Below are 24,340 nucleotides of genomic sequence, written 5' to 3'. Positions count from 1 at the left end.
GCTACTGGCCAAAGGGTTTCTCGGCCACCTGTCCGCCGGCACCCTCGGCCGGCGCGGGGGTGGCCGGCGTGGCTCCGGGAGCCGCGGCGGTTCCACCCGTCGGCAGGGCCTCGCCACGCATCGACGCGCGAATTTGCTCGAGCCTCGAGTGACCCGCCATCTCCACGCTGGCCTGCTGGACCTCCATCATGCGGCCCTGCACGGAGTTCTGCGCCAGTTCGGCCGAGCCGATCGCGTTGGCGTAGCGGCGTTCGATCTTGTCGCGCACCTCGTCGAGGCTCGGGGTATTGCCCGGGGCGGCGATCTCGCTCATCGACCGCAGCGACGCGCTGACCTGTTCCTGCATCTTGGCCTGCTCGAGCTGGCTGAGCAGCTTGGTGCGCTCGGCAATCTTCTGCTGCAGCACCATGGCGTTGCGTTCGACGGCCTTTTTGGCCTGCGCCGCCGCGCCCAGGGCTTGGTCGTGCAACGTCTTGAGGTCTTCGACGCTCTGCTCCCCGGTCACCAGCTGGGCCGCGAACGCCTCCGCGGCGTTGGTGTACTCGGTGGCCTTGGCGGCATCTCCGGCGGCGGTGGCCTGGTCGGCCAGCGTCAGTGCCTGACGCACGTTGACTTGCAGCTTCTCGATGTCGGCCAGCTGCCGGTTGAGCCGCATCTCCAGCTGACGCTGGTTGCCGATCACCTGCGCGGCCTGTTGGGTCAGCGCCTGATGGGTGCGCTGGGCTTCCTCGATGGCCTGCTGAATCTGGATCTTCGGGTCGGCGTGCTCGTCAATCTTCGCGTTGAACAGCGCCAAGACGTATTTCCACGCTTTGACGAACGGATTGGCCATGAGTTAGCTCCACCTTCGCTTCTGTGTGCCGGAGGACCCCTGCTGAGCCCTGGCGATCACCCTGCCGCTCAATTTAACGGGTTGGAGCCCTTCGCCCCACCCTCAGGCCACCGCGAACGACGCGACCTGCGGGATGACGACCTTCGTGGTGGCGTCGATGCTGGACGCGCTGGCCTCGGCCGTCTGTGCGGCCGCGCGTTCCTCGTCCGCCATCCGCTCACCGGCGTCGGTGAGCACCGTCGATAGCGGGACGTCCAGCGCGTCGCAGATGGCGTTCAGCAGCTCGCTGGAGGCCTCCTTGCGGCCGCGCTCCACCTCGGAGAGATAGCCGAGGCTCACCCGTGCCGTGTCCGATACCTCGCGCAGCGTTCGTCCTTGTGTCGTTCGGGCCAGGCGCAGCACCTCGCCAATGACCTCGCGCACCAATGGCGACATCCTGCTCTCCTTCGTCTCCAGAGCAAACCTGCTTCATCAGGTCAACGCCACCAGCCGCCGTCTAGGTTCCCGTCCGTCGCACTTCCTTGACGGTCGACGCCACATAGTCGATCCCGGTGAGCACGGTCAGCACCACCGCGGCACCCATCACCACCGACGCCGCCACCAGGAATCCCCCCGACAGCGGCAGCACGAACAGCCCGATGGCCAGCGCCTGGACCGCGGTCTTGAGTTTGCCGCCCCAGCTGGCCGGAATGACGCCGCGGCGAATCACGGCCAGTCGCAACAGCGTCACGCCGATCTCGCGGACCAGGATCAGCACTGTCACCCACCAGGGCAGGTCGCCCAGCATCGACAGTCCGACCAGGGCCGACCCGATCAGCATCTTGTCGGCGATCGGATCGACGAACGCACCGAATTCGGTCGCCATGCCATAGTTGCGGGCCAGCAGGCCGTCCAGCCGGTCGGTGATACACGCCACCGCGAACACCACGCAAGCCACGATCCGCGCGACGGTTTCGTGGCCCCCGCCGGCGAACAGCGCGAGCAGGAAGATCGGAACCAGGACCAGCCGCACCAGCGTGAGGACGTTAGCCAGGTTGGCGATGCTGACGCGTCCCGCCACCGGTCCTGTCTGCGGCTGACCCGACACGGCATCAGAATAACGGTTGACCAGCACAGCCGCCCCCGATGTCAATACTGATACCCGTGACCGAACGTTCTCGGGATAACCAGCAAGTGGTCGTCCGGCGCGCGCGAACATCCGACGTCCCCACGATCAAGCACCTCGTCGACACCTATGCGGGCAAGATCCTGCTGGAAAAAGCCCTGGTGACGCTATACGAGGCCGTCCAGGAGTTCTGGGTGGCCGAGCTGGATGGCAAGGTGGTCGGCTGTGGGGCGTTGCACGTGTTCTGGTCGGACCTCGGCGAGATCCGCACCGTCGCGGTCGACCCCGCCGCGACGGGCCATGGTGTCGGCCACGCGATCGTCCAGTGTCTGCTCGACGTCGCGCGCGAGCTGCAGCTGGAACGGATCTTCGTGCTGACCTTCGAAACCGAGTTTTTCGGCAAGCACGGGTTCACCGAGATCGAGGGCACGCCGGTCACCGCCGAGGTGTTCGAGGAGATGTGCCGCTCCTACGACATCGGTGTCGCCGAGTTCCTGGACCTGAGCTACGTCAAGCCCAACATCCTGGGGAACACCCGGATGCTGCTACTGCTCTAGCGGCCGCGCCAGGGCCCGCGCCGAACGTGACGTGGCTGCGAAATTTGGGCCGATTTTTCGCAGTGAGGCCACGTTCGCCGAATTACTCGCCGGCGTCGCCGCCGTCGGCGTTGGCACCGCCGCGGATCAGCGCCAGCGTGCCGGCCAGCTCGTCGGGCTTGACCAGCACCTCGCGCGCCTTGGAACCCTCGCTGGGCCCGACGATGCCGCGTGTCTCCATCAGGTCCATCAGCCGGCCGGCCTTGGCGAAGCCGACCCGCAGCTTGCGCTGCAGCATCGACGTCGAACCGAACTGGCTGGACACCACCAGCTCGACGGCCTGCAGGAAGACGTCCATGTCGTCGCCGATGTCGGGGTCGACATCGGTGCGCTCGGCGGTCGGCTTGGCGGTCGTGACGCCGTCGGTGTACTCGGGTTCGGCCTGGTCCTTGCAGGCGGTGACGACGGCGTGGATCTCGTCGTCGGTGATGTAGGCGCCCTGCAGCCGGACGGTCTTGTTCGCGCCCATCGGCAGGAACAGGGCGTCGCCCATGCCGATCAGCTTCTCGGCGCCCTGCTGGTCCAGGATCACCCGGCTGTCGGTCAGCGACGACGTCGCGAACGCCAGCCGCGACGGCACGTTGGTCTTGATCAGCCCGGTGACCACGTCGACGGACGGGCGCTGGGTGGCGAGCACCAGGTGGATGCCCGCGGCGCGGGCCTTCTGGGTGATCCGCACGATGGCGTCCTCGACGTCGCGCGGGGCGGTCATCATCAGGTCGGCCAGCTCGTCGACGATCGCCACGACGTACGGGTACGGACGGTACTCACGCTGGCTGCCCAGCGGCGCCGTGATGGCACCGGAGCGCACCTTCTCGTTGAAGTCGTCGATGTGGCGCACCCGCGACGCCTGCATGTCCTGGTAGCGCTGCTCCATCTCCTCGACCAGCCAGGCCAGCGCGGCCGCCGCCTTCTTCGGCTGGGTGATGATCGGCGTGATCAGGTGCGGAATGCCTTCGTAGGGCGTCAGTTCCACCATCTTCGGGTCGATCAGGATCATCCTGACCTCCTCGGGCGTGGCGCGGGTCAGCAGCGACACCAGCATCGAGTTGACGAAGCTGGACTTACCGGAACCGGTGGAGCCGGCCACCAGCAGGTGCGGCATCTTCGCCAGGTTGGCCGAGATCATCTCGCCCTCGATGTCCTTGCCCAACCCGATCACCAGCGGGTGGTGGTCGCGGCGGGTGGACGGGTCGGTGAGCACGTCGGCCAGCCGCACCATTTCCCGGTCGGTGTTGGGCACCTCGATGCCGACGGCGGACTTACCGGGGATCGGCGCCAGCATGCGCACGCTCTCGGTGGCCACCGCGTAGGCGATGTTCTTCTGCAGGGCGGTGATCTTCTCGACCTTGACGCCCGGCCCCAGCTCCACCTCGTAACGGGTGACCGTGGGCCCGCGGGTGCAGCCGGTGACGGCCGCATCGACCTTGAACTGGTTGAGCACCTCGCTGATCGCGTCGGCCATCGCGGTGTTGGCGGCGCTGCGCTTCTTGGGCGGATCGCCGGGGACCAACAGGTCCAGCGACGGCAGCGTGTACGGGCCCTCGACCACCCGGTCCAGCACCTGGGTGTCCGGCTTCTTGGCGGCACGACGGCGGCTCTTCGCCTCGCCGGCTTTCAAGGCGGGTTCTGGAACCGTCGGCGTTTCGTCCGGCAACGGGTCGTCGAGGACGACGGGGGGCTTGCCGGCCGACGGCCACGCCTTCGGCTCCTCGTCGAGCGCGCCGTCGTCGTAGTAACCGTCGGAAAAGTCTTCGCGCGCTTGGCCATCGGCGTCGTCGGCGTAGTCGTGGTCGTCCTCATCGGCGTACAGGTCGTCCACGAACGGGGTGCCGAATAGGGCCCGCATCATCTCGGGCAGCTCGCGCAAGGTGGTGCCGGTCAGCAACAGCAGCCCGAACAGTGCGCCGATGAACAACAGCGGCGCGGCGATCCAGGGCGTCAGCCCGTCGGCCAGCGGCCCGCCGATCGCGAAGCCGACAAATCCTGCTGCGCGACGGCGCAATTCGGGGTCGCCGGGCGAACCCGACCACAGGTGGCGCAGACCGAGCAACGAAAAGCTGATCATGCTCGCACCCAGGATCAGCCGCGGCCGCGCCTCGGGGTTGGGCTGGGTGCGCATCAGCACGATCGCCACCACGCCCAGGGCGGCCGGCAGCGCCAGGACGCCGGCTCCGATGAACGTGCGCAGCACCTCGTCGACCCACGCGCCGATCGGCCGCGCCGCGCCGAACCACGAACTCGCGGCGATCACCACGGCAAAGCCGAGCAGCACCAGCGCGATTCCGTCGCGACGGTGCCCGGGATCGATGTCACGGGCACGCCCGATCGACCGCGCCGCACCCCCGGTGCCTCGCGCCGCCATCAGCCAAGTAGCCCGCATCGCGCGCCCGCCGGTCACCCCGGCGGCGACGAGCAGCGACCGGTTGTGCCGCTTGGCCGGCCTGCGCGCCTTCTTGGCGGCCTTCTTGCGGGCAGGTGCCGGTCGCGCACTTCGGGATCCGCTGGAGCGCGAAGTGGCCTTTGACCTGCTCGTTCGGGTTGCGGAGCGGGCAGCGGTCTTACTAGCCATGGGGTCTAGCCTAGTCGCATTAGCCCCATATTCACCATCTGCCACACGGGTCACAAAAGTATGTCAATTCGGTCACCAACGCGCCCTCGCGTGCCGAAACGACTGTGACCGCGGCCCTCCCCATCCGGGTGGACGCAGGCTGACGACGGCCACTGTCGCGTGAGTAGGGTGACAATCATCGCCTCCGTCATCCCTCAAGGAGCTCCGCATGCCCGTCGTCGTCGTCGCCACCTTGACCGTCAAGCCCGAATCGGTTGACACCGTCCGCGACATCCTCAAGACCGCGGCCGAGGAGGTGCACTCCGAGCCCGGCTGCCAGCTCTATGCGGTGCACGAGTCGGGTGAGACCTTCGTCTTCGTCGAGCAATGGGCCGACGAAGAGGCGCTGAAGGCACACAGCACCGCGCCCGCGGTGGGCAAGATGTTCACCGCGGCCGGAGAGCACCTCGCCGGGGCGCCCGACATCAAGATGCTGCAGCCGGTCCCCGCGGGCGACGCGGATAAGGGACAACTGCGGCGGTGACCGCTGATGGCCCGCACCGGCCGCTGAACGGAAAAGTCGCGCTGATCACCGGAGCGGCCCGCGGTCAGGGCCGCGCGCACGCGGTGCGACTGGCCGGCGACGGCGCCGACGTGATCGCCGTCGACCTGTGCGCGCAGATCGCAAGTGTCCGCTACCCGCTGGCCACGCCCGAGGACCTGGCGGCCACCGTCAAGCTTGTCGAAGACACCGGCGCCCGCATCGTCGCCAAACAGGCCGACGTGCGCGATCGCGAATCGCTGTCGGCCGCGGTGCGGGCCGGTATCGAGGAGCTCGGCCGCCTCGACATCGTGGTGGCCAACGCCGGTATCGCGCCGATGCAATCCGGCGACGACGGCTGGCGCGATGTCATCGACGTCAACCTCACCGGCGTCTACAACACGATCAAGGCCGCGATACCGACCATGGTCGCCCAAGGCACCGGCGGGTCGATCGTGCTGATCAGTTCGAGTGCCGGGCTGGCCGGCGTCGGCAGTGCGGACGCCGGTTCGGTGGGCTACGTCGCCGCCAAGCACGGGGTGGTGGGGTTGATGCGGGTATACGCGAATCTGCTTGCGAGGGAGATGATTCGGGTCAACTCGATTCACCCGTCCGGGGTGGATACGCCGATGATCAACAACGAGTTCACCCGGGAATGGCTGGCCAAGATGGCCGCCGCGACCGACACGCCCGCGGCGATGGGCAACGCCATGCCGGTGGAGACGCTGGACGTAGAGGACATCGCCAACACGGTGGCGTGGCTGGTGTCCGATCAGGCGCGCTACATCACGGGAGTCACCTTGCCGGTCGACGCGGGCTTCCTGAACAAGTAGCGGACATGGCACGAAACCCAGCTGCGCAGACCGCTTTCGGCCCCGTGGTGCTGGCCGCCGTCGAGCAGAACGAACCGGCCGGGCGCCGGCTGGTCGACGACGACCTCGCGGATCTGTTCTTGCCGGCGCCGCTGCGCTGGCTGGTCGCGACAACCCGGGCCACGCCGATCCGGCGCCTGATGATTCGCGCATCGGAATACAGCGGCCCCGGCCTGTGGGCAAACCTGGCCTGCCGCAAGCGTTTCATCGCCGACAAGATCACCGAGTCGCTGGACGACATCGATGCGGTGGTCGTCCTCGGCGCCGGGCTGGACACCCGCGCCTACCTGCTGAACCGGCGGGTCCGAATGCCGGTCTTCGAAGTGGACCTGCCGGTCAACATCGCCCGCAAGGCCAAGACCCTGCGGCGGGTTCTGGGCGGGCCACCACTCTCGGTTCGCTTGGTGGCCTTGGATTTTGAGCGCGATGACCTGCTCACCGCCCTGGCTGAGCACGGCTATCGCACCGACTACCGGGCCTTCTTCGTCTGCGAAGGCGTGACACAGTACCTCACCGAAGAGGGCGTGCGGCGAACGCTCGACGGATTGCGCGCCGCCGCTTCGGGCAGCCGGCTGGTGTTCACCTACGTCCGCCGCGACTTCATCGACGGGACGAATCGCTACGGCACCCGCACGTTGTATCGCACCGTGCGCCAGCGCAAACAACTTTGGCATTTCGGCCTGGAGCCCGACGAGGTCGCCGACTTCATCGCCGAATACGGCTGGCGGCTGGTCGAGCAGGCCGGACCCGACGAACTGGTCGCGCGTTACGTCGCACCCACCGGCCGCAAACTCAAAGCGTCACAACTGGAATGGTCGGCCTACGCCGAGAAGGTCTAACGCGTTTCGACGTGATCAGCGATCCAGAAGCTGTCGGTCGATACTCTTGCCCGCTTCGTCGTCGGCGCTTCCGTAAACGGCCTTCGCGGTGCGCAGCTTGCCGGCAAGCCCGGTCGACGCCTTGCTCATCGCGTCGGCCGTCTTCTTGCGCGCGGCAGCGGCTTTGGTGAAGGCAACGTTGGAGACCCCGCTGACGACACCGTGGGTGACCCACACGGCAACTTCTACATTGGAGCCCGCAGACCCCGCGATAGAGGCCTGGGTAGCCGCTTGGTCTTGCTTGGTCGCCAGTTTGTCGAGGTGTTCTGGTGTGACGGCTAGATCAGTCATGGTTACTTCTCCTTGAATCCTGATGAATCACGTTGGGCTGCAACGAATCACGCGCTGCGCTGGGACGGGCTCGGCACCTCCGCTGGTGCGGTAGCCGCGGGTGTCGCCCCGATCGGTGCGCGCTCGGTTCCCTGGGCCGCCCGACTCGCGCCCGCACCCTCGTCGGTGTGGACCTCGTTGACGGGCACCGCGGCGTCTTCCTGTGGGTCTTGCTGGGCAAGCTGGCGCACCTGCGCCCTGGCCTGGTTGGCCAGACTTTCGGGCTGGGACACCCGACCGGACAGGTTCGTGCCGGACATTGCGGCGGCCTGAACAAGCGTGGGCATGGTGCCCGTTGGCACGGACGCGGAGGCGTAAGCGGGCGCTGCCGGTGCCGCTGGCGCGGCGGGTGCCGCGGGTGCAGCCGGTGCCGCGACGTCACGCTGCACGCGTTGTTGCGCGCGATCGTCGGCCGCGCGGGCCGGCGGCGCGACTGCGGGCGCGGCGGCGCTGGCGGACGGCCCGGACAGGCCGGCCGAGATGGCCTCGAAGCTCGACACCGCGGAGTTGGACTGGCCGGCGACGGTCACCTTCGGCTGAGCGACCGAATCGTTTTGAACGATCCCTGCGACCAGCGCCGCGTAGCTTTCGGCCAACGCATCCGCCTTCTTGCCATTCTCGATCGAATAGCCGAGCAAAGTCCCCAGGAAGCCCACGGCGGCCGAAATCCCCAAACTCGCAACCGTGATCGCGAAGATCTTCGCCACGGCGGGGCCGGCCGGCGCCGGCACCGCCACCGTGAGAATCAGCTCGATGATCAGGGCCGTGGTGAGGAGACCGTTCAATATGCTGAAGGCCAATTGCATATGGGTGACCCACTCGCCCTGGTTTTTCACCAGGGCCGCCAGCTGGCCGTCGAGGTCGGCCATTTGCTGCGCCGCAGCCTGCAGCGCCTTGTCCAGGTCGGCATAGGCTTGCGACGCATCGCCCTGCCACTCGGTGTCGGGAAGTGCGGAATTGAGCTGCCCGGCGAGCGAGGTGAATTGTTGCGAACCGGTTTGCAGGGACGCGCCGTCATAAGGCGTTCCGAATCCGGTCGTCAGCTGCAAAAGCTGGACGGTGGTGATGGTCCAGGAGATGATGCTGGCCGCTTTGGCGAAGTCGTTAACGCCCTTTTGCCCGCCCATCCGGGCCTGCAGCTGGATCAGATCACCCTGAGACATGTTCTTGATGGACTGAGACATCACCTTGCCGCCGATAGCGGCCCCAATCGAGCCCAGGTCGGCCGCGGTGTTGGTCGCTGTCGTCGCATAGCCTTCAGCGCCCGGCGTAGAGCCGCTCCAGCCACTGAAATCGAGGCCGAGGCCGGCGCCTTGCTGACCCAGGTTGGCCAGGCTGGCGATGCACCTGGCGGCAGAAGCAAAGATGGACATCCGAGATTCCCTTCGTTTGAACGGCAACGTTGCACCTAGGCAACAGTTGCGCATACGAAACGTAACACGGCTCCGGGTGGGGTCAGCGCACCAATTTTCGGCGCATCGATTGCAATTGAAAATCAGATTCAGTCAAATAAATACCCGGTAAACATGTGCATTCGGAACGGAAAAGCCGATTTAAACTTGAGGAGATACTGGATCGAAGGCGTGACCAGTTCAGCCCCCGAAAATACTGTTCCTGACCAGGGAAGGACGGCAATGATGACCGCCCCCATGCACCCGCAGGTCGCTGACGCACTGCAATTAGCACAGCAGTTTCAGTCGATTCTCGACGACCATATCCATCGAACGAACACCGATACCTTCACGGTCTCCGATGAAACCGAAACCGTCAAAGTGACCGTCGACGCGCACCTGGTACTGACTCACCTCAGCATCGAGCCGGGCCTGCTCAGGCTGGGCGCCGAGGCGGTCGAGGAGCGCATCAACGACGCGCTGCGCAAAGCAGAGGCCGCCGCGACCGCGGCCGGCGACGCCGACGACGAGCGCCTGGTCGCGTCACTCGCTGACGTTACCGGTTCGCTGCATAGCATTTTGGGCTTGGCCTGACCGGCGCTGAAACCGGAAAGTATTGCGCCAGATTATCTTTCGCGTAGCCGCGTCACACTTCGATGACGGTCGGCACGATCATCGGCTGGCGGCGATAGGTTTCGCCCACCCACTTGCCGACGGTGCGCCGTACGCCTTGCGCGATCCGGATCGGGTCGGTGACGTTGTCGGTGACCAACGCTTCGAGCTCTTCGGTGACCTTGCGCACCGCGGGCTCGAGCGCCTTGGGATCCTCGGAGAATCCGCGCGAGTATAGGTGCGGCGGCGCCACCGGCCGTCCGGTGCCACGGGTTACCACCACGGTCACCGCGATGAAGCCTTCGGACAGAATCAGTCGCTCGCCCAAGGTGATATCGCCGACGTCGCCGGTGATCAGCCCGTCGACGAACATCTTGCCGACCGGCACCGCACCGGCGATCGACGCCCTGCCGCCGACCAGATCGACGCTGACGCCGTTCTCGGCCAACAGGATTGACTCCTCCGGCACCCCGGTGGAGGCGGCCAGCTTGGCGTTGGCGCGCAACATGCGCCAGGTGCCGTGCACCGGCATCACATTGCGCGGCCGCACCCCGTTGTAGAGGAAGAGCAGTTCGCCGGCGTAGGCGTGGCCCGAAACATGCACCCGGGCTTGGGCATTGGTGACCACTCGGGCACCGACCTTGGCCAGCGCGTCGATCACGCCGTAGACGGCCTCCTCGTTGCCCGGGATCAGCGACGACGACAGCACGACCAGGTCCCCCGCGGTCAGCGTGATACTGCGATGCTCGCCGCGCGACATCCGGGACAACGCCGCCATCGGCTCGCCCTGGGTGCCGGTGGTGATCAGCACCACCCGCTCGGGCGCCATCATCTCGGCCGCCCCGATGTCGATCAGGTCGGAGTCGTTGACCCGCAGGAATCCCAGGTCCCGGGCGATGCTCATGTTGCGTACCATCGACCGCCCGACGAACGACACTCGCCGGCCCAAAGCCACTGCGGCATCGATGATTTGCTGTACCCGGTCGACGTTGGAGGCAAAGCATGCCACGATCACGCGGCCTTCGGCACCCCGGATCAGCCGGTGCAGCGTCGGGCCCACCTCGCTCTCCGACGGCCCGACGCCGGGGATCTCGGAGTTGGTCGAGTCACACAGGAACAGATCCACACCGGCGCCGCCGAGCCGCGACATGCCGGGGAGGTCGGTGGGCCGGCCGTCCAGCGGTAGTTGGTCGAGCTTGATATCGCCGGTGTGCAAAACCGTTCCCGCGCCGGTGTACACCGCGATGGCCAGCGCGTCCGGGATGGAGTGGTTCACCGCGAAGTATTCGCACTCGAACACGCCGTGGCGGCTGCTCTGTCCCTCTTTGACTTCGACGAACACCGGCTTGATTCGGTGCTCGCGGCACTTCGCGGCAACCATCGCCAGGGTGAACTTGGAGCCGACGACCGGGATGTCGGGCCGCAGCCGCAGCAGGAACGGGATCGCGCCGATGTGGTCCTCGTGCGCATGGGTCAGGACCAGCGCCTCGATGTCGTCGAGCCGGTCTTCGATGTGGCGCAGGTCGGGCAGGATCAGGTCGACACCGGGCTCGTCGTGGGTGGGAAACATCACCCCGCAGTCGATGATCAGCAGCCGGCCCAGATGCTCGAAAACCGTCATATTGCGGCCGATTTCGCTGATGCCGCCGAGCGCAGTCACCCGCAACCCACCTGTGGTCAACGGACCTGGCGGGCTGAGGTCTACATCCACTTTCAGACCACCCTTTGGGTCACCGCAGTACCGAGGCCGCGCGCATGTCGGCGGCCAGCGCGTCGATCTGCTCCGGCGTCGCCGGCACCTGCGGCAGCCGGGGATCGCCGACGTCAATGCCCTGCAGGCGCAGACCCGCCTTGGACAGCGTCACTCCGCCCAGGCGGCCCATCGCGTTGCACAGCGGCGCGACCTCGACGTTGATCTTGCGGGCGGTCGCGATGTCCCCGGAACCGAAGGCGGACAACAACTCCCGAAGCTGGCTCGGGGCGAGGTGAGAAATCACGCTGATGAAGCCCGTCGCACCCATCGCCAGCCAGGGCAGGTTGAGCGCGTCGTCTCCGGAGTAGTAGGCCAAACCGGTTTCGGCGATGATCTGGCCGCCGCTGTGCAGATCGGCCTTGGCGTCCTTGATCCCGACGATGTTCGGGTGCGACGCCAGGACGCGGATCGTGTCGGACTCGATGGGGATCACCGACCGCGGCGGGATGTCATACAGCAGCACCGGCAGGTCCGTGGCGTCGGCGACGGCGGTGAAGTGCGCGATCAGCCCGCGCTGCGGCGGCCGCGAGTAGTACGGCGTGACCACCAGCAGCCCGTGTGCGCCCTCGGCCGCGCTGGCCTTGGCCAGCTTGATGCTGTGCGCGGTGTCGTAGGTGCCCGCTCCGGCGATGACACGCGCGCGGTCGCCCACGGCTTCCAGGACCGCGCGCAGCAGCTCGAGCTTCTCGTCGTCGGTGGTGGTGGGCGATTCACCAGTGGTTCCCGAGACGACCAGGCCGTCGCAACCGGCGTCCACCAGGTGGTTTGCCACGCGCGCCGCGGCGGCGGTGTCAAGCGAACCGTCGGCGCCAAACGGCGTCACCATTGCGGTCAGCAAGGTTCCCAGACGCGCGGGGGCGTCGAATCCGACAGAACTCACGGGTCCAAGATTACCTGGCGGTGCCAACCCGATTTCGCCGCCGCGCGGCTCGGGCTCCGGTGGCGGGCCCTCGATTGTGCGCTGGGGGTTTCGAGTGTGCGTTCGGGGCGGCGACACGCCGGACGATGCCGCCCGGGACGCGCACTCGACGGCGCGGGCGCCTCAGGCTTCGGTGGCCAGCGGACTGGTCGCGACCTCGGTGCCATCGGCCAGGGTAGAGATCTCGAAATCGGCGAACACCGCCGGCGCGACGTCGACGAGCTGACGCAGGCATTCGATGGCCAGCCGCCGGATCTCCACGTCGGCGTGCTCGCTGGCGCGCATCGCGACGAAGTGGCGCCAGGCCCGGTAGTTCCCAGTCACGACGATGCGGGTTTCGGTGGCGTTCGGTAGCACCGCGCGGGCCGCCTGGCGCGCCTGCTTGCGACGCAGTGCTCCCATTTTCTCGATGGGCTGGCCCGTTGCGAACTTGGCCTCGAGCTTGGCCAGCAGTTCGGTGTAGGTGGCGCGGCTGGCGTCGGCGGCCGCCGCCAGGATCTCCCGCAATTCGGGGTCGTCCGCCATGCCCGGCGGCACGACGATCTGCGACTGGACCTCAGGCACGTAGCGCTGCGAAAGCTGCGAGTAGGAGAAATGGCGGTGCCGGATCAGTTCGTGCGTGCACGACCGCGAGATCCCGGTGATGTAGAACGACACATTCGCGTGCTCGAGCACCGAAAAGTGACCGACGTCGATGATGTGTTTGATGTAACCGGCGTTGGTGGCGGTCTTGGGGTTGGGTTTCGACCAGCTCTGGTAGCAGGCGCGCCCGGCGAACTCGACCAGCGCCGGCCCGCCCTCGGCGTCGGTGGTCCACGGCACGTCCGGGGGCGCCAAGAACTCGGTCTTGGCGATCAGTTGCACGCGCAGCGGCGCGGTCTCGGCCACGGCGCCTACCTTAGCTGGGCCTTGCCCGACATCAGCAACGGCAGCAGGGCGTCGCGGAAACCGGCCAGCCGCAGGGATTCATTGCGCCGGGCATGACACAGCGCACCCGCAGCGGTGATCGTCTGTGCCGCATCGGCGGTCAGACGCCGGGTGTCGCGCACCTCGACATCCAACAGGTCTCGCGGCTGGATGCGCTGGCGGCTGGTCGAGGTTCCGGCGGCCTGCTGCTGCAGTCGCTGCGAGACGTCGGGTTGCCCTACCGCGGCCCACAGCGCCGAGGTATCGACGCCCTTGGGTGTGAGTACGGCGAATTCCGTACTCGCCACAGCCATTTCGCAGGGCAGTTGCGCGACATTCCAGATACGCGGAATCCGCGGGTTGAGCTTGGCGAACAGCACGCACGGTTGCGACAGCTCGAACTTGCCGCTTTTCACGGTCGCCCGCTCGACGAGCCGCGCGGTGGCGCCGTCGTCGAACGCCGGAAGACTGAAATGCGCGACGACGCCGTCGAATTGCCGCGGTTTGCGAACGGCCGTGGAGAGTCGCGCCAGGCTCGACAGCGGTACGTGGTCGCGGATCGGCTCGACGAGGCCCAGCATCAGCCGCTCGGCGGCCTCGATCACGCGTTGGTTGGCCGCCACCTTGTCGTCGAACGCGCCGAGTAGTGCGGCAATCCGTTGCCGCTGGCGTCCCGGGACGGTCCGCACCGAAACGTCGCGCAGAATCGCCTGATTGAGCAGCGGTTGGCCCGAGCCGGCCCGGTGATCGCCCAGCCGGCAGGTTTGCAGTGCGTAATACCAATAGCGGGTCTCGGCAGGATCTTTGGCCCGGCACACCAGCGCGTTGTCGGTGACCCACACATCGGAATCGCAGTAACGCAGGCTGCCGCAATACGATCCGACGCGACCGAGCACGATCAGCGGGCCACTCGCATTGGACTGTGCCGCATACCCGATCGCGCCGTTGGCACCATAGACGGGAAACCGCCCATCGGGCACCCGGGCCGGCGCACCACTTCCGGTGCGGAAGTCGAGGTACTCTCCCAGCGTTGCCGTCAGCACAACCGATGCACCTGCTCTCGCACCACCGCTTCCATTCGCGCGGATTCATCCAGCGCCGTCAGCAGGTCGGCGGTCAGCCGTGCGATCTTCTCGTCGGCCGGCTCCGCGTCCTGGGCGGCTGCCGGAGTACCGACGTAGCGCCCCGGTGTGAGCAGGTAACCGGCGGCGGCGATGTCATCCAACGATGCGGACTTACAGAACCCCGGAATGTCCTCATAGACAATACTTTTCGCCGACAGTGACCCGCACCAGGCGTGGTAGGTGTCGCTGATCCGGATGACCTCCTCGTCGGTCAGCGCGCGTTGCGCCCGATCGACGAGATAGCCCAGCCCGCGGGCGTCGATGAACAGCACCTGCCCCGAGCGATCGCCTTTATCCATCGCAAATAACCACAGGCACACCGGTATTCCGGTGCTGCGAAACAGCTGGGCGGGCAGTGCGATCATGCAGGAAACCAGGTCCGCGTCGACGATCCGGGCGCGAATGTCGCCCTCCCCGATCGCATTCGACGACATCGAGCCGTTGGCCATCACCACCCCGGCCCGACCGCCCGGTGCCAGCTTGGCCAGGATGTGCTGAATCCAGGCGAAGTTGGCGTTGCCGGCCGCGGGAGCACCGAAGCGCCAGCGTGGATCGTGCTCGTCGCGGGCCCAATCCTTGATGTTGAAAGGCGGATTGGCCATCACGTAGTCCATGCACACGCCCGAGTGCAGGTCGTCGACGAACGTGTCACCGTGGGCCACGCCCGCGTTGTCGATGCCGTGAATAGCGAGGTTCAGCTTCGCCATCCGCCAGGTCTGCTCGACGCCCTCCTGACCATAGATGCGGATGTCGTTGGGGTCGCCGTCGCGGGCGGCGATGAAATTCTCGGTCTGCACGAACATGCCGCCGGAGCCGCAGCACGGGTCGTACACCCGCCCGCGCGCCGGTTCCAGCACCTCCACGATCAGCCGCACCACGCTGGGCGGGGTGAAGAACTCACCGCCCCGTCTCCCTTCTGCGCGCGCGAAATTGCCGAGGAAGTACTCGTAGACCTCCCCCATCAGGTCCCGGGGGCCCGGCCCACCGAATCGCACGTTCTCCAACAACTCGACCAGTTCACCGAGCCGGCGCTGGTCGAGGTCTTCGTAGATCCGCGGCAGCAGTCCGGCCAGGGCCGGGTTTGCCCCCATCACCGCGCCCATCGCGTCGTCGACGAGCCGGCCGACGCCAGGGGATTTTGCGTTGTGCACCAAGGTATTCCAGTGCGACTCGGAGATGTACTTGAGGAACACCAGCCCGAGCACGACGTCCTTGTACTGACCTGCCGACAGGGATCCGCGCAACTTGTCGGCCGCTTTCCACAGCGTTGCTTTGAGCTCCTTGGACGGCGTCATCGGCCGACCCGCTTGGCGGCAGTGCGCAATTCCGTGGCCAAGTCGCCGCGGCCGGAGACGGTAACCCCGCCCAGGCCAAGCCATGACGCCATCGACTCCAGCTCGCCGGCCAGCGCGGCGGCCACCCGTGAGCGCGGCACTCGATCGGCTTCGGAGGGCTCGCCGAACGCGCCCACCACCCGCAGCGTGTCGGCCGCACGGTCGGCCTTGAGATCGACCCGCGCCACCAGCTGGCCGTCCACCAGCAGCGGCCACACGTAATAGCCGTACTGCCGGTTGGCCGCGGGGGTGTAGATCTCGATGCGGTAGTGGAAATTGAACAGCCGCTGCACCCGAGGCCGGAAAAAGATCAACGGGTCGAACGGACACAGCAGCGCGGTGCCTCGATCCAGCCGGGGCACGGTGCGTCCGGCGTGCAGATACGCGGGCGCGGACCACCCGTCGACTTGTACCCGCTCGATCTCGCCGGCCGCGACCAGCTCGGCGATCGCCGGTTTGACCTGCCGCGCGGACAACCGGAAGTAGTCGCGGATATCGGCCTCGGTGGCCACGCCCAGTGCGGTCGCCGCGCGCAGGCTGAGCTCGCGGATGGCTTCGGCGTCGTCGACCTCGCGGGCCAGCACGCTGGCCGGTAGCACCCGTTCCACCAGGTCGTAGTGGCGGGCGAACCCGACCCGGGTGGCCGTGGTGAGCACCCCGGCGGCGAACAGCGCCTCGGCCACCCATTTGGTGTCGCTGCGGCTGCCCCACCAGCTTCCCCGGGGCCCGGATGTTTCGGCCTCGAGATGGGCCTCGATTTGTCCGGCGGTGCTGGGCCCGAGTTCACCGACCGCGTCGACGATCTTGTCGGCGAGCTTCGGGTTGGCCTTGACGATGTGGGTGCCCCACCGGCCGTGCCGGTACTGGCGCATCCGCCAGCGCAGCAGCGGCCAGTCGTCGACGGCCATCAGCGCGGCCTCGTGCGCCCAGTACTCGGCCAGCAGCCGCGACGAGCGTGGGCCCCACGCGGCGCGGTCCAGCACGTCGCGGTCATAGGGACCGAGCCGGCTGAACACCGGAGCGTAGTGCGCCCGCACCGCCACGGAGACTGAATCCAGTTGCAGCACTTGAATTCTCGAAATCAACCGGCGCAGGTGGGCGCGGGTGATCCCGCCGCGGGGTCGCGGCTCGGTAAACCCTTGGGCCGCAACGGCTATCCGCCGGGCCTGCGCGGCGGTCAGCCTGCTGGTCGACACGCGCCGAGAATACCGGTCAACCGGTCCGCCTCAGCGAAGGCTCACCCCGCGCTGACCTTCTCCTCCGCCGGTGCCGCGGCGTCGGCCTTCGGCGGATTCTTCTGTTCGTGGTACGCCGCCTCGAGTGCGGCCGGAACCGTTCCCAGGTCGCGGTAGACGCCCATCAGTTGTTCCAGCACCTTGATCCGCTGGTCGCACGCGGCGTTCACGGCGCGCCGGGCCTGCTCGCGATCCCGGTCGGCTCGCTCCCTGGCGTCGGCAAGCAGCTGCTCACGCGCCTTCTGGGCGTCGTCGCGCATCCTGGCCAGGTCGGCCTCGAGCTTTTCCCTGGTTTCGCGGTACTCGGCTTCCATGGCCTTTTGCTGCGATGCCAAATCCGCCAACACCTCGCGGTGTTTTCGTTGCTCGGCCTCGATTTCCGCTTCGGCCGCGGCGATCAGCGCCTCCGCCTCGGCCCGTGCCTCGGCCTGCATCTCGGAAATCTCCTCGACGGCGCGGCTCAGCATCTTTGCCATCCGCTGTTGCATCGCGTGCGGCGCGGGTGAGGTGTCGGTGAGCGCCGCGACCTCCTTGCGCAGCGCGGCCGCTTGTTCGCCGGCGTCCTTCAGCCGGGCCCGCAGGCTCTCGACGTCGTTGAGCAGCAGATTCTGCTTGGTGGTCAACATCTCGATGTGCGCATCGACCGCGGCCGAGTCATAGCCCATCCACTTGCGGGTGAATGCCGTTGTGGGTTCGGTGATCACTGCCAATTTCCCCTCCCTGGAAACTCCGGAAACCGCCTGGCGCCGACCCCACCAACCCCGTCGAGTATGTCAGGTCCGGCCACTGGCGCAGCCACGGCGCCGAGGCGAACGCTCAGGACCGACGATAGCTGTGAAACCGATACCGCAGGCCCGAGCGGCTGACCTGCCATTCGCCCGTCTGGCCGGCCCACGTCTCGTCGAGCACCGGCGCCAGCGCGTCCTCGTCCTCGCGGATCAGGTCGATCTCGATCTCGGTGACCTCGCATCGCGCGGCGTGGGGCAGCGCGAGCTGGTAGACCTGGGCACCGCCGATCACCCAGGCTTCGGGGTCGGTCAGGGCCTTGTCCAGGGAGTCGACCACTTCGGCTCCGTCGGCGACGAAGTCGCTGCGGCGGGACAGCACGATATTGCGGCGGCCGGGCAGCGGCCGCACCCTGGCCGGCAACGAGTCCCAGGTCAGCCGGCCCATCACGACGGTGTGGCCCACGGTTACCTGCTTGAAGCGGGCCAGGTCTTCGGGCACGTTCCAGGGGATGTCGCCATTGCGGCCGATGACACCGGATGTGGACTGAGCCCACACCAAACCGAGGTGCGTCATACAGCGACGGGAGCTTTGATCGCCGGGTGCGGATCGTAGTTCTTCACGACGACGTCGTCGTAGGTGTAGTCGAAGATCGAATCCCGTTGGGCCAAAACAAGTTCCGGATACGGCCGCGGATCGCGACTGAGCTGCGTGCGCACCTGCTCGACGTGGTTGTCATAGATGTGGCAGTCGCCGCCGGTCCAGACGAACTCGCCGACACCCAGGCCGGACTGGGCCGCCATCATGTGGGTCAGCAGCGCATAGCTGGCGATGTTGAACGGCACGCCCAGGAACAGATCCGCGCTGCGCTGATAGAGCTGGCAACTGAGCCTGCCGTCGGCCACGTAGAACTGGAAGAACGCGTGACACGGCGGCAGGGCCATCTGCGGGATTTCGCCGACGTTCCAGGCCGAGACGATGTTGCGCCGGGAGTTCGGATCGGTGCGCAGCAATTCCAGCGCGGCACTGATCTGGTCGATGTGCTCACCCGACGGGGTCGGCCAGGATCGCCACTGCACGCCGTAGATGGGGCCGAGATCGCCTGTGTCGCTGGCCCATTCATCCCAGATCGTGACGCCGTGCTGCTGTAGCCAGCCGACATTGGAGTCGCCGCGCAGGAACCACAGCAACTCGTAGACCACCGATTTGAGGTGCACCTTCTTGGTGGTCAGCAGCGGGAAGCCGGACGACAGGTCGTAGCGCAACTGATGGCCGAACAGGCTGCGGGTGCCGGTGCCGGTGCGGTCCGGTTTGACCGAACCCGTCTCGAGGACCAGCCGCAGTAAGTCCTCGTAGGGCGTGGGGATCGGCACGCGAAAAGCTTAGCGGCGATCGTGAGCGCGGCGAAGGCGGGCGCGGCGGGCGACGCGAATTAATTTGCTCTTGGTCCCAGGAGTAGAACGGGTGCCATGCCGAACATCACCGACACCATCACCACCGCGGACGGGACCTGCACGGTCCATTTGTTCACCCCCGGAGGTCCGGACACCCAAGCCCCCCACCCCGGCGTGATCATGTATCCCGACGCCGGCGGCGTGCGCGACACCTTTCAGCAAATGGCGGCCAAACTGGCCGGATTCGGTTACACGGTGCTGCTGCCGGACGTGTACTACCGCAACCCCGGCTGGGCCCCGTTCGACATGGCCAACGTGTTCGGTGACGAACAGGAACGCAAGCGCCTGTTTTCGATGATCGGCAGCCTGACGCCGGACAAGATCACCAGCGACGGCCGCGCGTTCTTCGACTACCTGGCGGACCGCCCCGAGGTGTCCGGTGAACGCTTCGGCGTGTGCGGCTACTGCATGGGCGGGCGAATCTCGCTGATGGTGGCCGGCCGGATTCCCGACCGCGTCGCGGCGGCGGCGTCCTTCCACGGCGGCGGCCTGGTCTCAGACACCCCGGACAGCCCGCACCTGCTGGCCGAGAAGATGACCGCCACGGTCTACGTCGGCGGCGCCGAGAACGATGCGTCGTTCACCACCGACCACGCCGAACAGCTCGACAAGGCACTGACGGCGGCCGGCGTGCGGCACACCATCGAGTGGTACTCCGCGGCCCACGGCTTCGCGGTCCCGGACAACGCGCCCTATGACGAGGCCGCCGCCGAGCGGCACTGGCAGGCGATGACGGAGGTCTTCGCGTCGGCGCTGCCGCGCTAAGGCTTTCCCTGACTCACCGCGTCGAGCAACAACTTTGCGGCCACCGCCGCGCCGTCAGCGCGGGTCATGGCCGCCACCGCGTTCGCCCGGGCGCGAGTCTCGTCGGTCAGGACCATCTCGAGCGCGGCCGGCAGCGAGCCCGGGGGCGGAGTCGGGCCGTCGCACGCGGTACCGATGCCCAGCTCCGCCACCCGGCAGGCCCAGTACACCTGGTCGGCCCCCTGCGGCACGACGAGCTGGGGCACGCCGGCGCGTGCTGCCGTCGTCGTCGTGCCCGCGCCGCCGTGGTGCACGACGGCGGCCACCCGCCCGAACAGCGCTTGCTGGTTGACCTCACCGACGGCCATGCAGTCGTCGCGGTCGTCGATGGGGACCAGCTCGGCCCAGCCGTGCGACAGCAGCACGCGCCTGCCCTGGGCTCGGATGGCCTCGATCGCCATCGGGACGACGTCCTTGGAACCCCACAGCGGCATGCTGCCGAAGCCCAGATACACCGGCGGCGTGCCGGCGTCCAAGAAATCCTCCAGCTCGGCCGACAGGGGGCGTTCGTCGGGCAGCACCCAGGCGCCGGTCTGCACGACGTGCAGGTCCGCGAGCGGCTGCCACGGGCCCAGTGTCGGGTCGGCCGCCAGCCACGGCCGGTTGGTGTAGGCGTAGCCGCGCACGTCGTCCACCGGGGCCAGACCGATCGCCGCGCGGTGACTGTTGAGCGTCGGACCGAACAACATATTGGCGTTGTGGGCGTTGTGGTTCCACATCATCCGGTGGTCGATCTCGCTCGTCCCCATTCCCCGGCCGACATACTCCGGCGGCGGGTGATAAGGCGACGGCAGGTGGGTCGGGTGATAGCTGCCGTAGACGTAGTGGATGCCGAGTTTCTCGGCTACCGAGCGTGCGCCGGCCGCGGTCCAGACCAGGGCGGTCGCCACTATCGCGTCGCACCCCTGCGCCGCGGCAGCGACCGTGTCGAACTGCGCGGCGAGCAGACCCAGCACATGCGCGCGCACGTCCGCCTCCGAAGACTGCGCCGCCGCGGTCGTCATCGCGCGCACCGACGGACCGAATCCCACCAGCGCAATCCCGAAAGCGGCTGCCCGCTCACTGAATTCGTCGTCGGGCGGTGCGCACACCACGGCCTGTGCGCCGAGTGCCTGCAGCTGCACCGCGACTGCCAGCAGTGGTTCGACGCCACCGCGAGTGTCGTACGTCGACAACAGCACACGCATGGCGGTTACGAGACCGGCAAGTCGACCAGGGCGCCCAGCCGGGCCCGATGACGGTAGGCGGTGCCGAAGGCCAACTGATCGCTCTTGGCCCGCTTGAGGTACAGGTGGGCCGGATACTCCCACGTCATGCCGATGCCACCGTGCAGCTGCACGCACTCCTCGGCCGCGTGCACCGCGATACCGCTGCAGTAGGCCTGCGCCACGGCCACGGCGATGCTCGCGTCGGGATCTTCCCGGGCGCAGGTATCCGCGGCGTAGCGCGCCGCGGCCGTCGCCGACCCGACCTCGAACCACAGATCCGCCAACCGGTGTTTGATCGCCTGGTATGACCCGATCGCACGGCCGAATTGCTTGCGCTGCTTGGTATAAGCCAGGGTGGTCTCGAAACACCACTGCGCCAACCCGAGTTGCTCGGACGCCAACAGCGCGGCACCGGCTTCCAGCGCCGCGGTTACCGCCTCGCCCGCCGGCCCGACGCGGATTGACGACGCCGCCGAAAAATGGACATTTGCAAGGGGTCTCGTCATATCCAAGGCCAGCAGCGGTGACACTTCGACCCCGGCGGCGCTATTGCGGACGGTGTGCAACTCGAGGCCGCCGCTGCCCGCGACCGGCACCACCAACACATCGGCCTCGGCGGCGCCGGCCACGCTGCTGACCGTCCCGGTCAATCCGTCGGCGCCGGCGCTCACCCCCGCGATCGGATCGCCGGGAGCCGCGGACAGCGGGACCACCAGCGCGGCGGTCTGCTCGCCCTGGGCCAGCGCGGACAGCGTTTCGGTGTCGCCGGCACGCAAGAGCGCAACCGTGGCGAGCACCGCGCTGGACAGAAACGGCACCGGCGCGACCGCGCGGCCGATCTCCTCCATCACCACCGCGGCCTCGCGGGCACTGGCGCCCGCACCGCCGAGCGACTCCGGCACTAGCAGGCCCGCTACCCCCAGCTCACCGGCCAGCCGCCGCCACACATCGGAAAAGTCCTGTGGCGCTGGACCATAGGCCCGGGCCACCATCTCGGGTGGGCACCGGTCGGCGAACAGGTGACGAACGCTATCCCGCAGGGCGTCCTCGGTGTCGGAGTACAGCAGATCGCCGATGCTCATCGACTCAAATCCTGCCAAGCGACATCCTTGTCGACGCGGTGTTCGCCGGGCAGGCCGAGAATTCGCTCGGAGATGGTGTTGCGCAAGATCTCTGATGTGCCGCCCTCGATCGAGTTGCCCCGCGCGCGCAGATACCGGTAACCGGGTTCGCGACCGACCAGGTCGACCGTCTCGGGTCTGCGCATGGTCCAGTCGTCGTACTGCAGTCCCGCCTCGCCGTGCAGTTCGATCTCGAAGCCCGAGATCGCCTGCGCCAGCGTCGCAAAGGCGATCTTCATGCCCGCCCCCTCCGGCCCGGGCTGGCCGGTGCTGGCCTGCTGTCCCAACCGTTCGCCGGCGAGCCGCAGCACCTCCGCCTCGACCCACAGTCGCATCAGCTCGTCGTGCATCGCGGGATCACGCAGTGCGGGCTCGTTTCGCCACGCTGTGGCGACCTTGCCGATGTGGCCGCTTTCCCGTGGCACCCCGGAACGAGAGCCGATCGCGACCCGCTCGTTGTTCAGCGTTGTGGTCGCGACCCGCCAGCCACCGCCCACCGGGCCGAGCCGATTCGCGTCGGGCACCCGGACATCGGTCAGGAACACCTCGTTGAACTCGGCCTCACCGGTGATCTGGCGCAACGGCCTGATGTCGACGCCGGGTTGGGTCACGTCGCACAGAAAGTAAGTCAGGCCAGCGTGTTTGGGTACCGACGGGTCGGTGCGGGCGACCAGGATGGCCATCTGGGCGTTCTGCGCCTGCGACGTCCACACCTTCTGCCCGTTGACAATCCAGTCGTCCCCGTCGCGGACCGCGCGGGTGGCCACCCCGGCCAGGTCCGATCCGGCACCGGGCTCGCTGAACAACTGGCAATAGATCTGTTCACCGGTGAACAACGGACGCAAGAACTTTCGCTTCTGCTCGTCGGTGCCGAAGGCCGCGATCGTGGGCGCGGCCATGCCCATCCCGATGTAGTTCTTCACCGTGCCGCCCACCGGTGCACCGGCTGCGGCCAGCTTCGTGTCGACGTACTCCTGGGCCTTGCGTGGCAGGTCCAGGCCGCCGAAACCCTCCGGCAGGTGGACCCAGGCCAGCCCGGCATCGAATTGCGCGCCCAGGAAATCGCGCGGGTCGGTGGTCGCCGGGTCGTGCTCGTCCAACAGTGCCTTTACCCGTGCGTCCAGATCTTCGATACTCATTGGTTGTCCTCGGGCCGCATTTGGAAGCCCTGCGCGCCGCCCAGCAGTAGACCCCCGTCGATCACCATCGTCTCGCCGGTGATCCAGCTCGCCGCGTCGGAAACCAGGAACGCGACCGCGTTGGCCACGTCGACGGGCTCGCCGATGCGGCCGAGCGCGATCTGCGACGCCAGCGGATCCTCGTGGTCCTTCCACAGTGCCTCGGCCAATTTGGTGCGAACGACGCCCGGAGCGATGGCGTTGACTCGCACCCGCGGCGACAGCTCCAGGGCCAGTTGTTTGGTGACGTGGATCAGCGCTGCCTTGGTGGCGTTGTACATCCCCATCGCCGGCGATTGATGCAGCCCGCCGATGGACGCGGTGTTGACGATGGCGCCGCCGTGCTCGCCCATCCATGCCTTGACCACCAGCGATGTCCACAGCAACGGAGCCCAGAGATTGACGTCGAAGATCTTGCTGAACCGCGCGTGATCCTGGTCGATCAGCGGGCCGTAAGCCGGATTGGTACCCGCGTTGTTGATCAAAACGTCGACGCTGCCGAACTTTTCCAGGGTGAGCTGCACGCAGTTGCGCGCGGCGTCCTCGTCGACAGCGTGAGCGCCGACGCCCAACGCCCGTTCCCCCACTTCAGCCGCGGCCGCATCCGCCGCTTCCTGTTTGCGCGCGGTCAACACCACATTGGCGCCCGCGGCCGCCAGCTGCTGCGCAATAGCCAACCCGATTCCGCGCGAGGCCCCCGTGACAATCGCAGTACGGCCGGTCAGATCCAGTGTGGTCATCGTTGTACACCTTTTGTTTCGTGGGGCCCGGGTTCACCAGCGAAGAACGCCGATTGCGATCAATCTTTCGTAGAGAGGTTTTGTCCGCGCGCGTGCGTGGTATGCGAGTCGCATGTTAGCGAAATTGACC

At 67.4% G+C, this 24,340-nt stretch carries 25 protein-coding genes; 6 read left to right on the top strand and 19 right to left on the bottom strand.

What is annotated here, in order from left to right; all coding sequences use genetic code 11:
- Nucleotide 1: 1 nt before the first annotated feature.
- The 3 genes from pspA to pgsA form a co-directional block, all read right to left on the bottom strand.
- On the bottom strand, nt 2-832 hold the full coding sequence (pspA, locus tag SKC41_RS24495) for a phage shock protein PspA (RefSeq protein WP_330980288.1): 831 nt from the start codon (nt 830-832) through the stop codon (nt 2-4).
- A gap of 102 nt (nt 833-934) precedes the next feature.
- Nucleotides 935-1,267 carry a transcriptional regulator ClgR gene (clgR, locus tag SKC41_RS24490; RefSeq protein WP_330980287.1) on the bottom strand — a complete coding sequence of 111 codons (333 nt, stop codon included), beginning with the start codon at nt 1,265-1,267 and terminating at the stop codon, nt 935-937.
- Between the two features lie 61 nt (nt 1,268-1,328).
- A complete protein-coding gene (gene pgsA / locus SKC41_RS24485; protein WP_330980286.1) occupies nt 1,329-1,919 on the bottom strand; it encodes a CDP-diacylglycerol--glycerol-3-phosphate 3-phosphatidyltransferase in 591 nt (196 codons plus the stop codon).
- Between the two features lie 56 nt (nt 1,920-1,975).
- On the opposite strand from pgsA, the gene SKC41_RS24480 reads away from it, so the two are divergent.
- Nucleotides 1,976-2,494, top strand: coding sequence for an amino-acid N-acetyltransferase (locus tag SKC41_RS24480; RefSeq protein WP_330980285.1), 519 nt, complete (start codon nt 1,976-1,978; stop codon nt 2,492-2,494).
- 82 nt (nt 2,495-2,576) lie between these two features.
- On the opposite strand, the gene SKC41_RS24475 is transcribed toward SKC41_RS24480, so the two are convergent.
- A complete protein-coding gene (locus SKC41_RS24475) occupies nt 2,577-5,105 on the bottom strand; it encodes an FtsK/SpoIIIE family DNA translocase (RefSeq protein ID WP_330980284.1) in 2,529 nt (842 codons plus the stop codon).
- Nucleotides 5,106-5,313: 208 nt separating this feature from the next.
- On the opposite strand from SKC41_RS24475, the gene SKC41_RS24470 reads away from it, so the two are divergent.
- Genes SKC41_RS24470 through SKC41_RS24460 form a run of 3 tightly spaced genes read left to right on the top strand, consistent with a single transcriptional unit; the run spans nt 5,314 to nt 7,336 of the window.
- Nucleotides 5,314-5,628, top strand: a complete 315-nt coding sequence (locus SKC41_RS24470) for a putative quinol monooxygenase (RefSeq protein ID WP_330980283.1) — start codon at nt 5,314-5,316, stop codon at nt 5,626-5,628.
- Nucleotides 5,625-6,458, top strand: coding sequence for a mycofactocin-coupled SDR family oxidoreductase (locus SKC41_RS24465; RefSeq protein ID WP_330980282.1), 834 nt, complete (start codon nt 5,625-5,627; stop codon nt 6,456-6,458). The genes SKC41_RS24470 and SKC41_RS24465 overlap by 4 nt, the downstream gene beginning before the upstream one ends.
- Before the next feature lie 5 nt (nt 6,459-6,463).
- A complete protein-coding gene (locus SKC41_RS24460; protein WP_330980281.1) occupies nt 6,464-7,336 on the top strand; it encodes an SAM-dependent methyltransferase in 873 nt (290 codons plus the stop codon).
- A gap of 15 nt (nt 7,337-7,351) precedes the next feature.
- On the opposite strand, the gene SKC41_RS24455 is transcribed toward SKC41_RS24460, so the two are convergent.
- Together SKC41_RS24455 and SKC41_RS24450 are read right to left on the bottom strand one after the other, a co-directional pair.
- Nucleotides 7,352-7,666, bottom strand: a complete 315-nt coding sequence (locus tag SKC41_RS24455; RefSeq protein ID WP_330980280.1) for a type VII secretion target — start codon at nt 7,664-7,666, stop codon at nt 7,352-7,354.
- 47 nt (nt 7,667-7,713) lie between these two features.
- Nucleotides 7,714-9,078: an EspA/EspE family type VII secretion system effector gene (locus SKC41_RS24450; protein ID WP_330980279.1), complete on the bottom strand. Its 1,365-nt coding sequence runs from the start codon at nt 9,076-9,078 to the stop codon at nt 7,714-7,716.
- 264 nt (nt 9,079-9,342) lie between these two features.
- On the opposite strand from SKC41_RS24450, the gene SKC41_RS24445 reads away from it, so the two are divergent.
- On the top strand, nt 9,343-9,690 hold the full coding sequence (locus SKC41_RS24445) for a YbaB/EbfC family nucleoid-associated protein (RefSeq protein WP_330980278.1): 348 nt from the start codon (nt 9,343-9,345) through the stop codon (nt 9,688-9,690).
- 52 nt (nt 9,691-9,742) lie between these two features.
- On the opposite strand, the gene SKC41_RS24440 is transcribed toward SKC41_RS24445, so the two are convergent.
- The 9 genes from SKC41_RS24440 to SKC41_RS24400 form a co-directional block, all read right to left on the bottom strand.
- A complete protein-coding gene (locus tag SKC41_RS24440) occupies nt 9,743-11,419 on the bottom strand; it encodes a ribonuclease J (protein ID WP_330980277.1) in 1,677 nt (558 codons plus the stop codon).
- Between the two features lie 19 nt (nt 11,420-11,438).
- Complete coding sequence (gene dapA / locus SKC41_RS24435) at nt 11,439-12,341, bottom strand: 4-hydroxy-tetrahydrodipicolinate synthase (RefSeq protein ID WP_330980276.1); 903 nt, start codon at nt 12,339-12,341, stop codon at nt 11,439-11,441.
- A 162-nt stretch (nt 12,342-12,503) separates the two neighbouring features.
- On the bottom strand, nt 12,504-13,268 hold the full coding sequence (thyX, locus tag SKC41_RS24430; RefSeq protein WP_330980275.1) for an FAD-dependent thymidylate synthase: 765 nt from the start codon (nt 13,266-13,268) through the stop codon (nt 12,504-12,506).
- 5 nt (nt 13,269-13,273) lie between these two features.
- Nucleotides 13,274-14,326: a restriction endonuclease subunit S gene (locus SKC41_RS24425; RefSeq protein ID WP_330980596.1), complete on the bottom strand. Its 1,053-nt coding sequence runs from the start codon at nt 14,324-14,326 to the stop codon at nt 13,274-13,276.
- Nucleotides 14,323-15,705, bottom strand: coding sequence for a class I SAM-dependent DNA methyltransferase (locus tag SKC41_RS24420; protein ID WP_330980274.1), 1,383 nt, complete (start codon nt 15,703-15,705; stop codon nt 14,323-14,325). Before SKC41_RS24420 ends, SKC41_RS24425 begins: the two co-directional genes overlap by 4 nt.
- Nucleotides 15,702-16,940 (bottom strand): winged helix-turn-helix domain-containing protein, encoded by a 1,239-nt coding sequence (locus SKC41_RS24415; protein WP_330980273.1) that lies wholly within the window; start codon nt 16,938-16,940, stop codon nt 15,702-15,704. Before SKC41_RS24415 ends, SKC41_RS24420 begins: the two co-directional genes overlap by 4 nt.
- Before the next feature lie 41 nt (nt 16,941-16,981).
- Nucleotides 16,982-17,683 carry a cell division protein DivIVA gene (locus tag SKC41_RS24410; protein WP_330980272.1) on the bottom strand — a complete coding sequence of 234 codons (702 nt, stop codon included), beginning with the start codon at nt 17,681-17,683 and terminating at the stop codon, nt 16,982-16,984.
- Nucleotides 17,684-17,795: 112 nt separating this feature from the next.
- A complete protein-coding gene (locus SKC41_RS24405; RefSeq protein ID WP_330980271.1) occupies nt 17,796-18,281 on the bottom strand; it encodes a dihydrofolate reductase in 486 nt (161 codons plus the stop codon).
- Nucleotides 18,278-19,078 (bottom strand): thymidylate synthase, encoded by an 801-nt coding sequence (locus tag SKC41_RS24400; RefSeq protein WP_330980270.1) that lies wholly within the window; start codon nt 19,076-19,078, stop codon nt 18,278-18,280. Before SKC41_RS24400 ends, SKC41_RS24405 begins: the two co-directional genes overlap by 4 nt.
- Before the next feature lie 96 nt (nt 19,079-19,174).
- Here SKC41_RS24400 and SKC41_RS24395 point away from each other — a divergent pair, with 96 nt between their 5' ends.
- Nucleotides 19,175-19,924 (top strand): alpha/beta fold hydrolase, encoded by a 750-nt coding sequence (locus tag SKC41_RS24395; protein WP_330980269.1) that lies wholly within the window; start codon nt 19,175-19,177, stop codon nt 19,922-19,924.
- Here SKC41_RS24395 and SKC41_RS24390 read toward each other — a convergent pair.
- The 4 genes from SKC41_RS24390 to SKC41_RS24375 are packed head-to-tail and all read right to left on the bottom strand — an operon-like array spanning nt 19,921 to nt 24,210.
- Entirely contained in the window at nt 19,921-21,150 is a 1,230-nt protein-coding gene (locus SKC41_RS24390; RefSeq protein ID WP_330980268.1) for a glycosyltransferase, read from the bottom strand. The genes SKC41_RS24395 and SKC41_RS24390 overlap by 4 nt on opposite strands.
- Nucleotides 21,151-21,155: 5 nt before the next feature.
- A complete protein-coding gene (locus SKC41_RS24385; protein WP_330980595.1) occupies nt 21,156-22,253 on the bottom strand; it encodes an acyl-CoA dehydrogenase family protein in 1,098 nt (365 codons plus the stop codon).
- Nucleotides 22,250-23,431 (bottom strand): acyl-CoA dehydrogenase family protein, encoded by a 1,182-nt coding sequence (locus tag SKC41_RS24380; protein ID WP_330980267.1) that lies wholly within the window; start codon nt 23,429-23,431, stop codon nt 22,250-22,252. The genes SKC41_RS24385 and SKC41_RS24380 overlap by 4 nt, the downstream gene beginning before the upstream one ends.
- Complete coding sequence (locus SKC41_RS24375) at nt 23,428-24,210, bottom strand: SDR family oxidoreductase (RefSeq protein ID WP_330980266.1); 783 nt, start codon at nt 24,208-24,210, stop codon at nt 23,428-23,430. Before SKC41_RS24375 ends, SKC41_RS24380 begins: the two co-directional genes overlap by 4 nt.
- Between the last annotated feature and the right edge of the window lie 130 nt (nt 24,211-24,340).

Origin of the sequence: Mycobacterium sp. 050128 (assembly GCF_036409155.1) — a bacterium.
Taxonomy (GTDB): Bacteria; Actinomycetota; Actinomycetes; order Mycobacteriales; family Mycobacteriaceae; genus Mycobacterium.
This window is presented reverse-complemented; position numbering and strand designations above follow the sequence as displayed.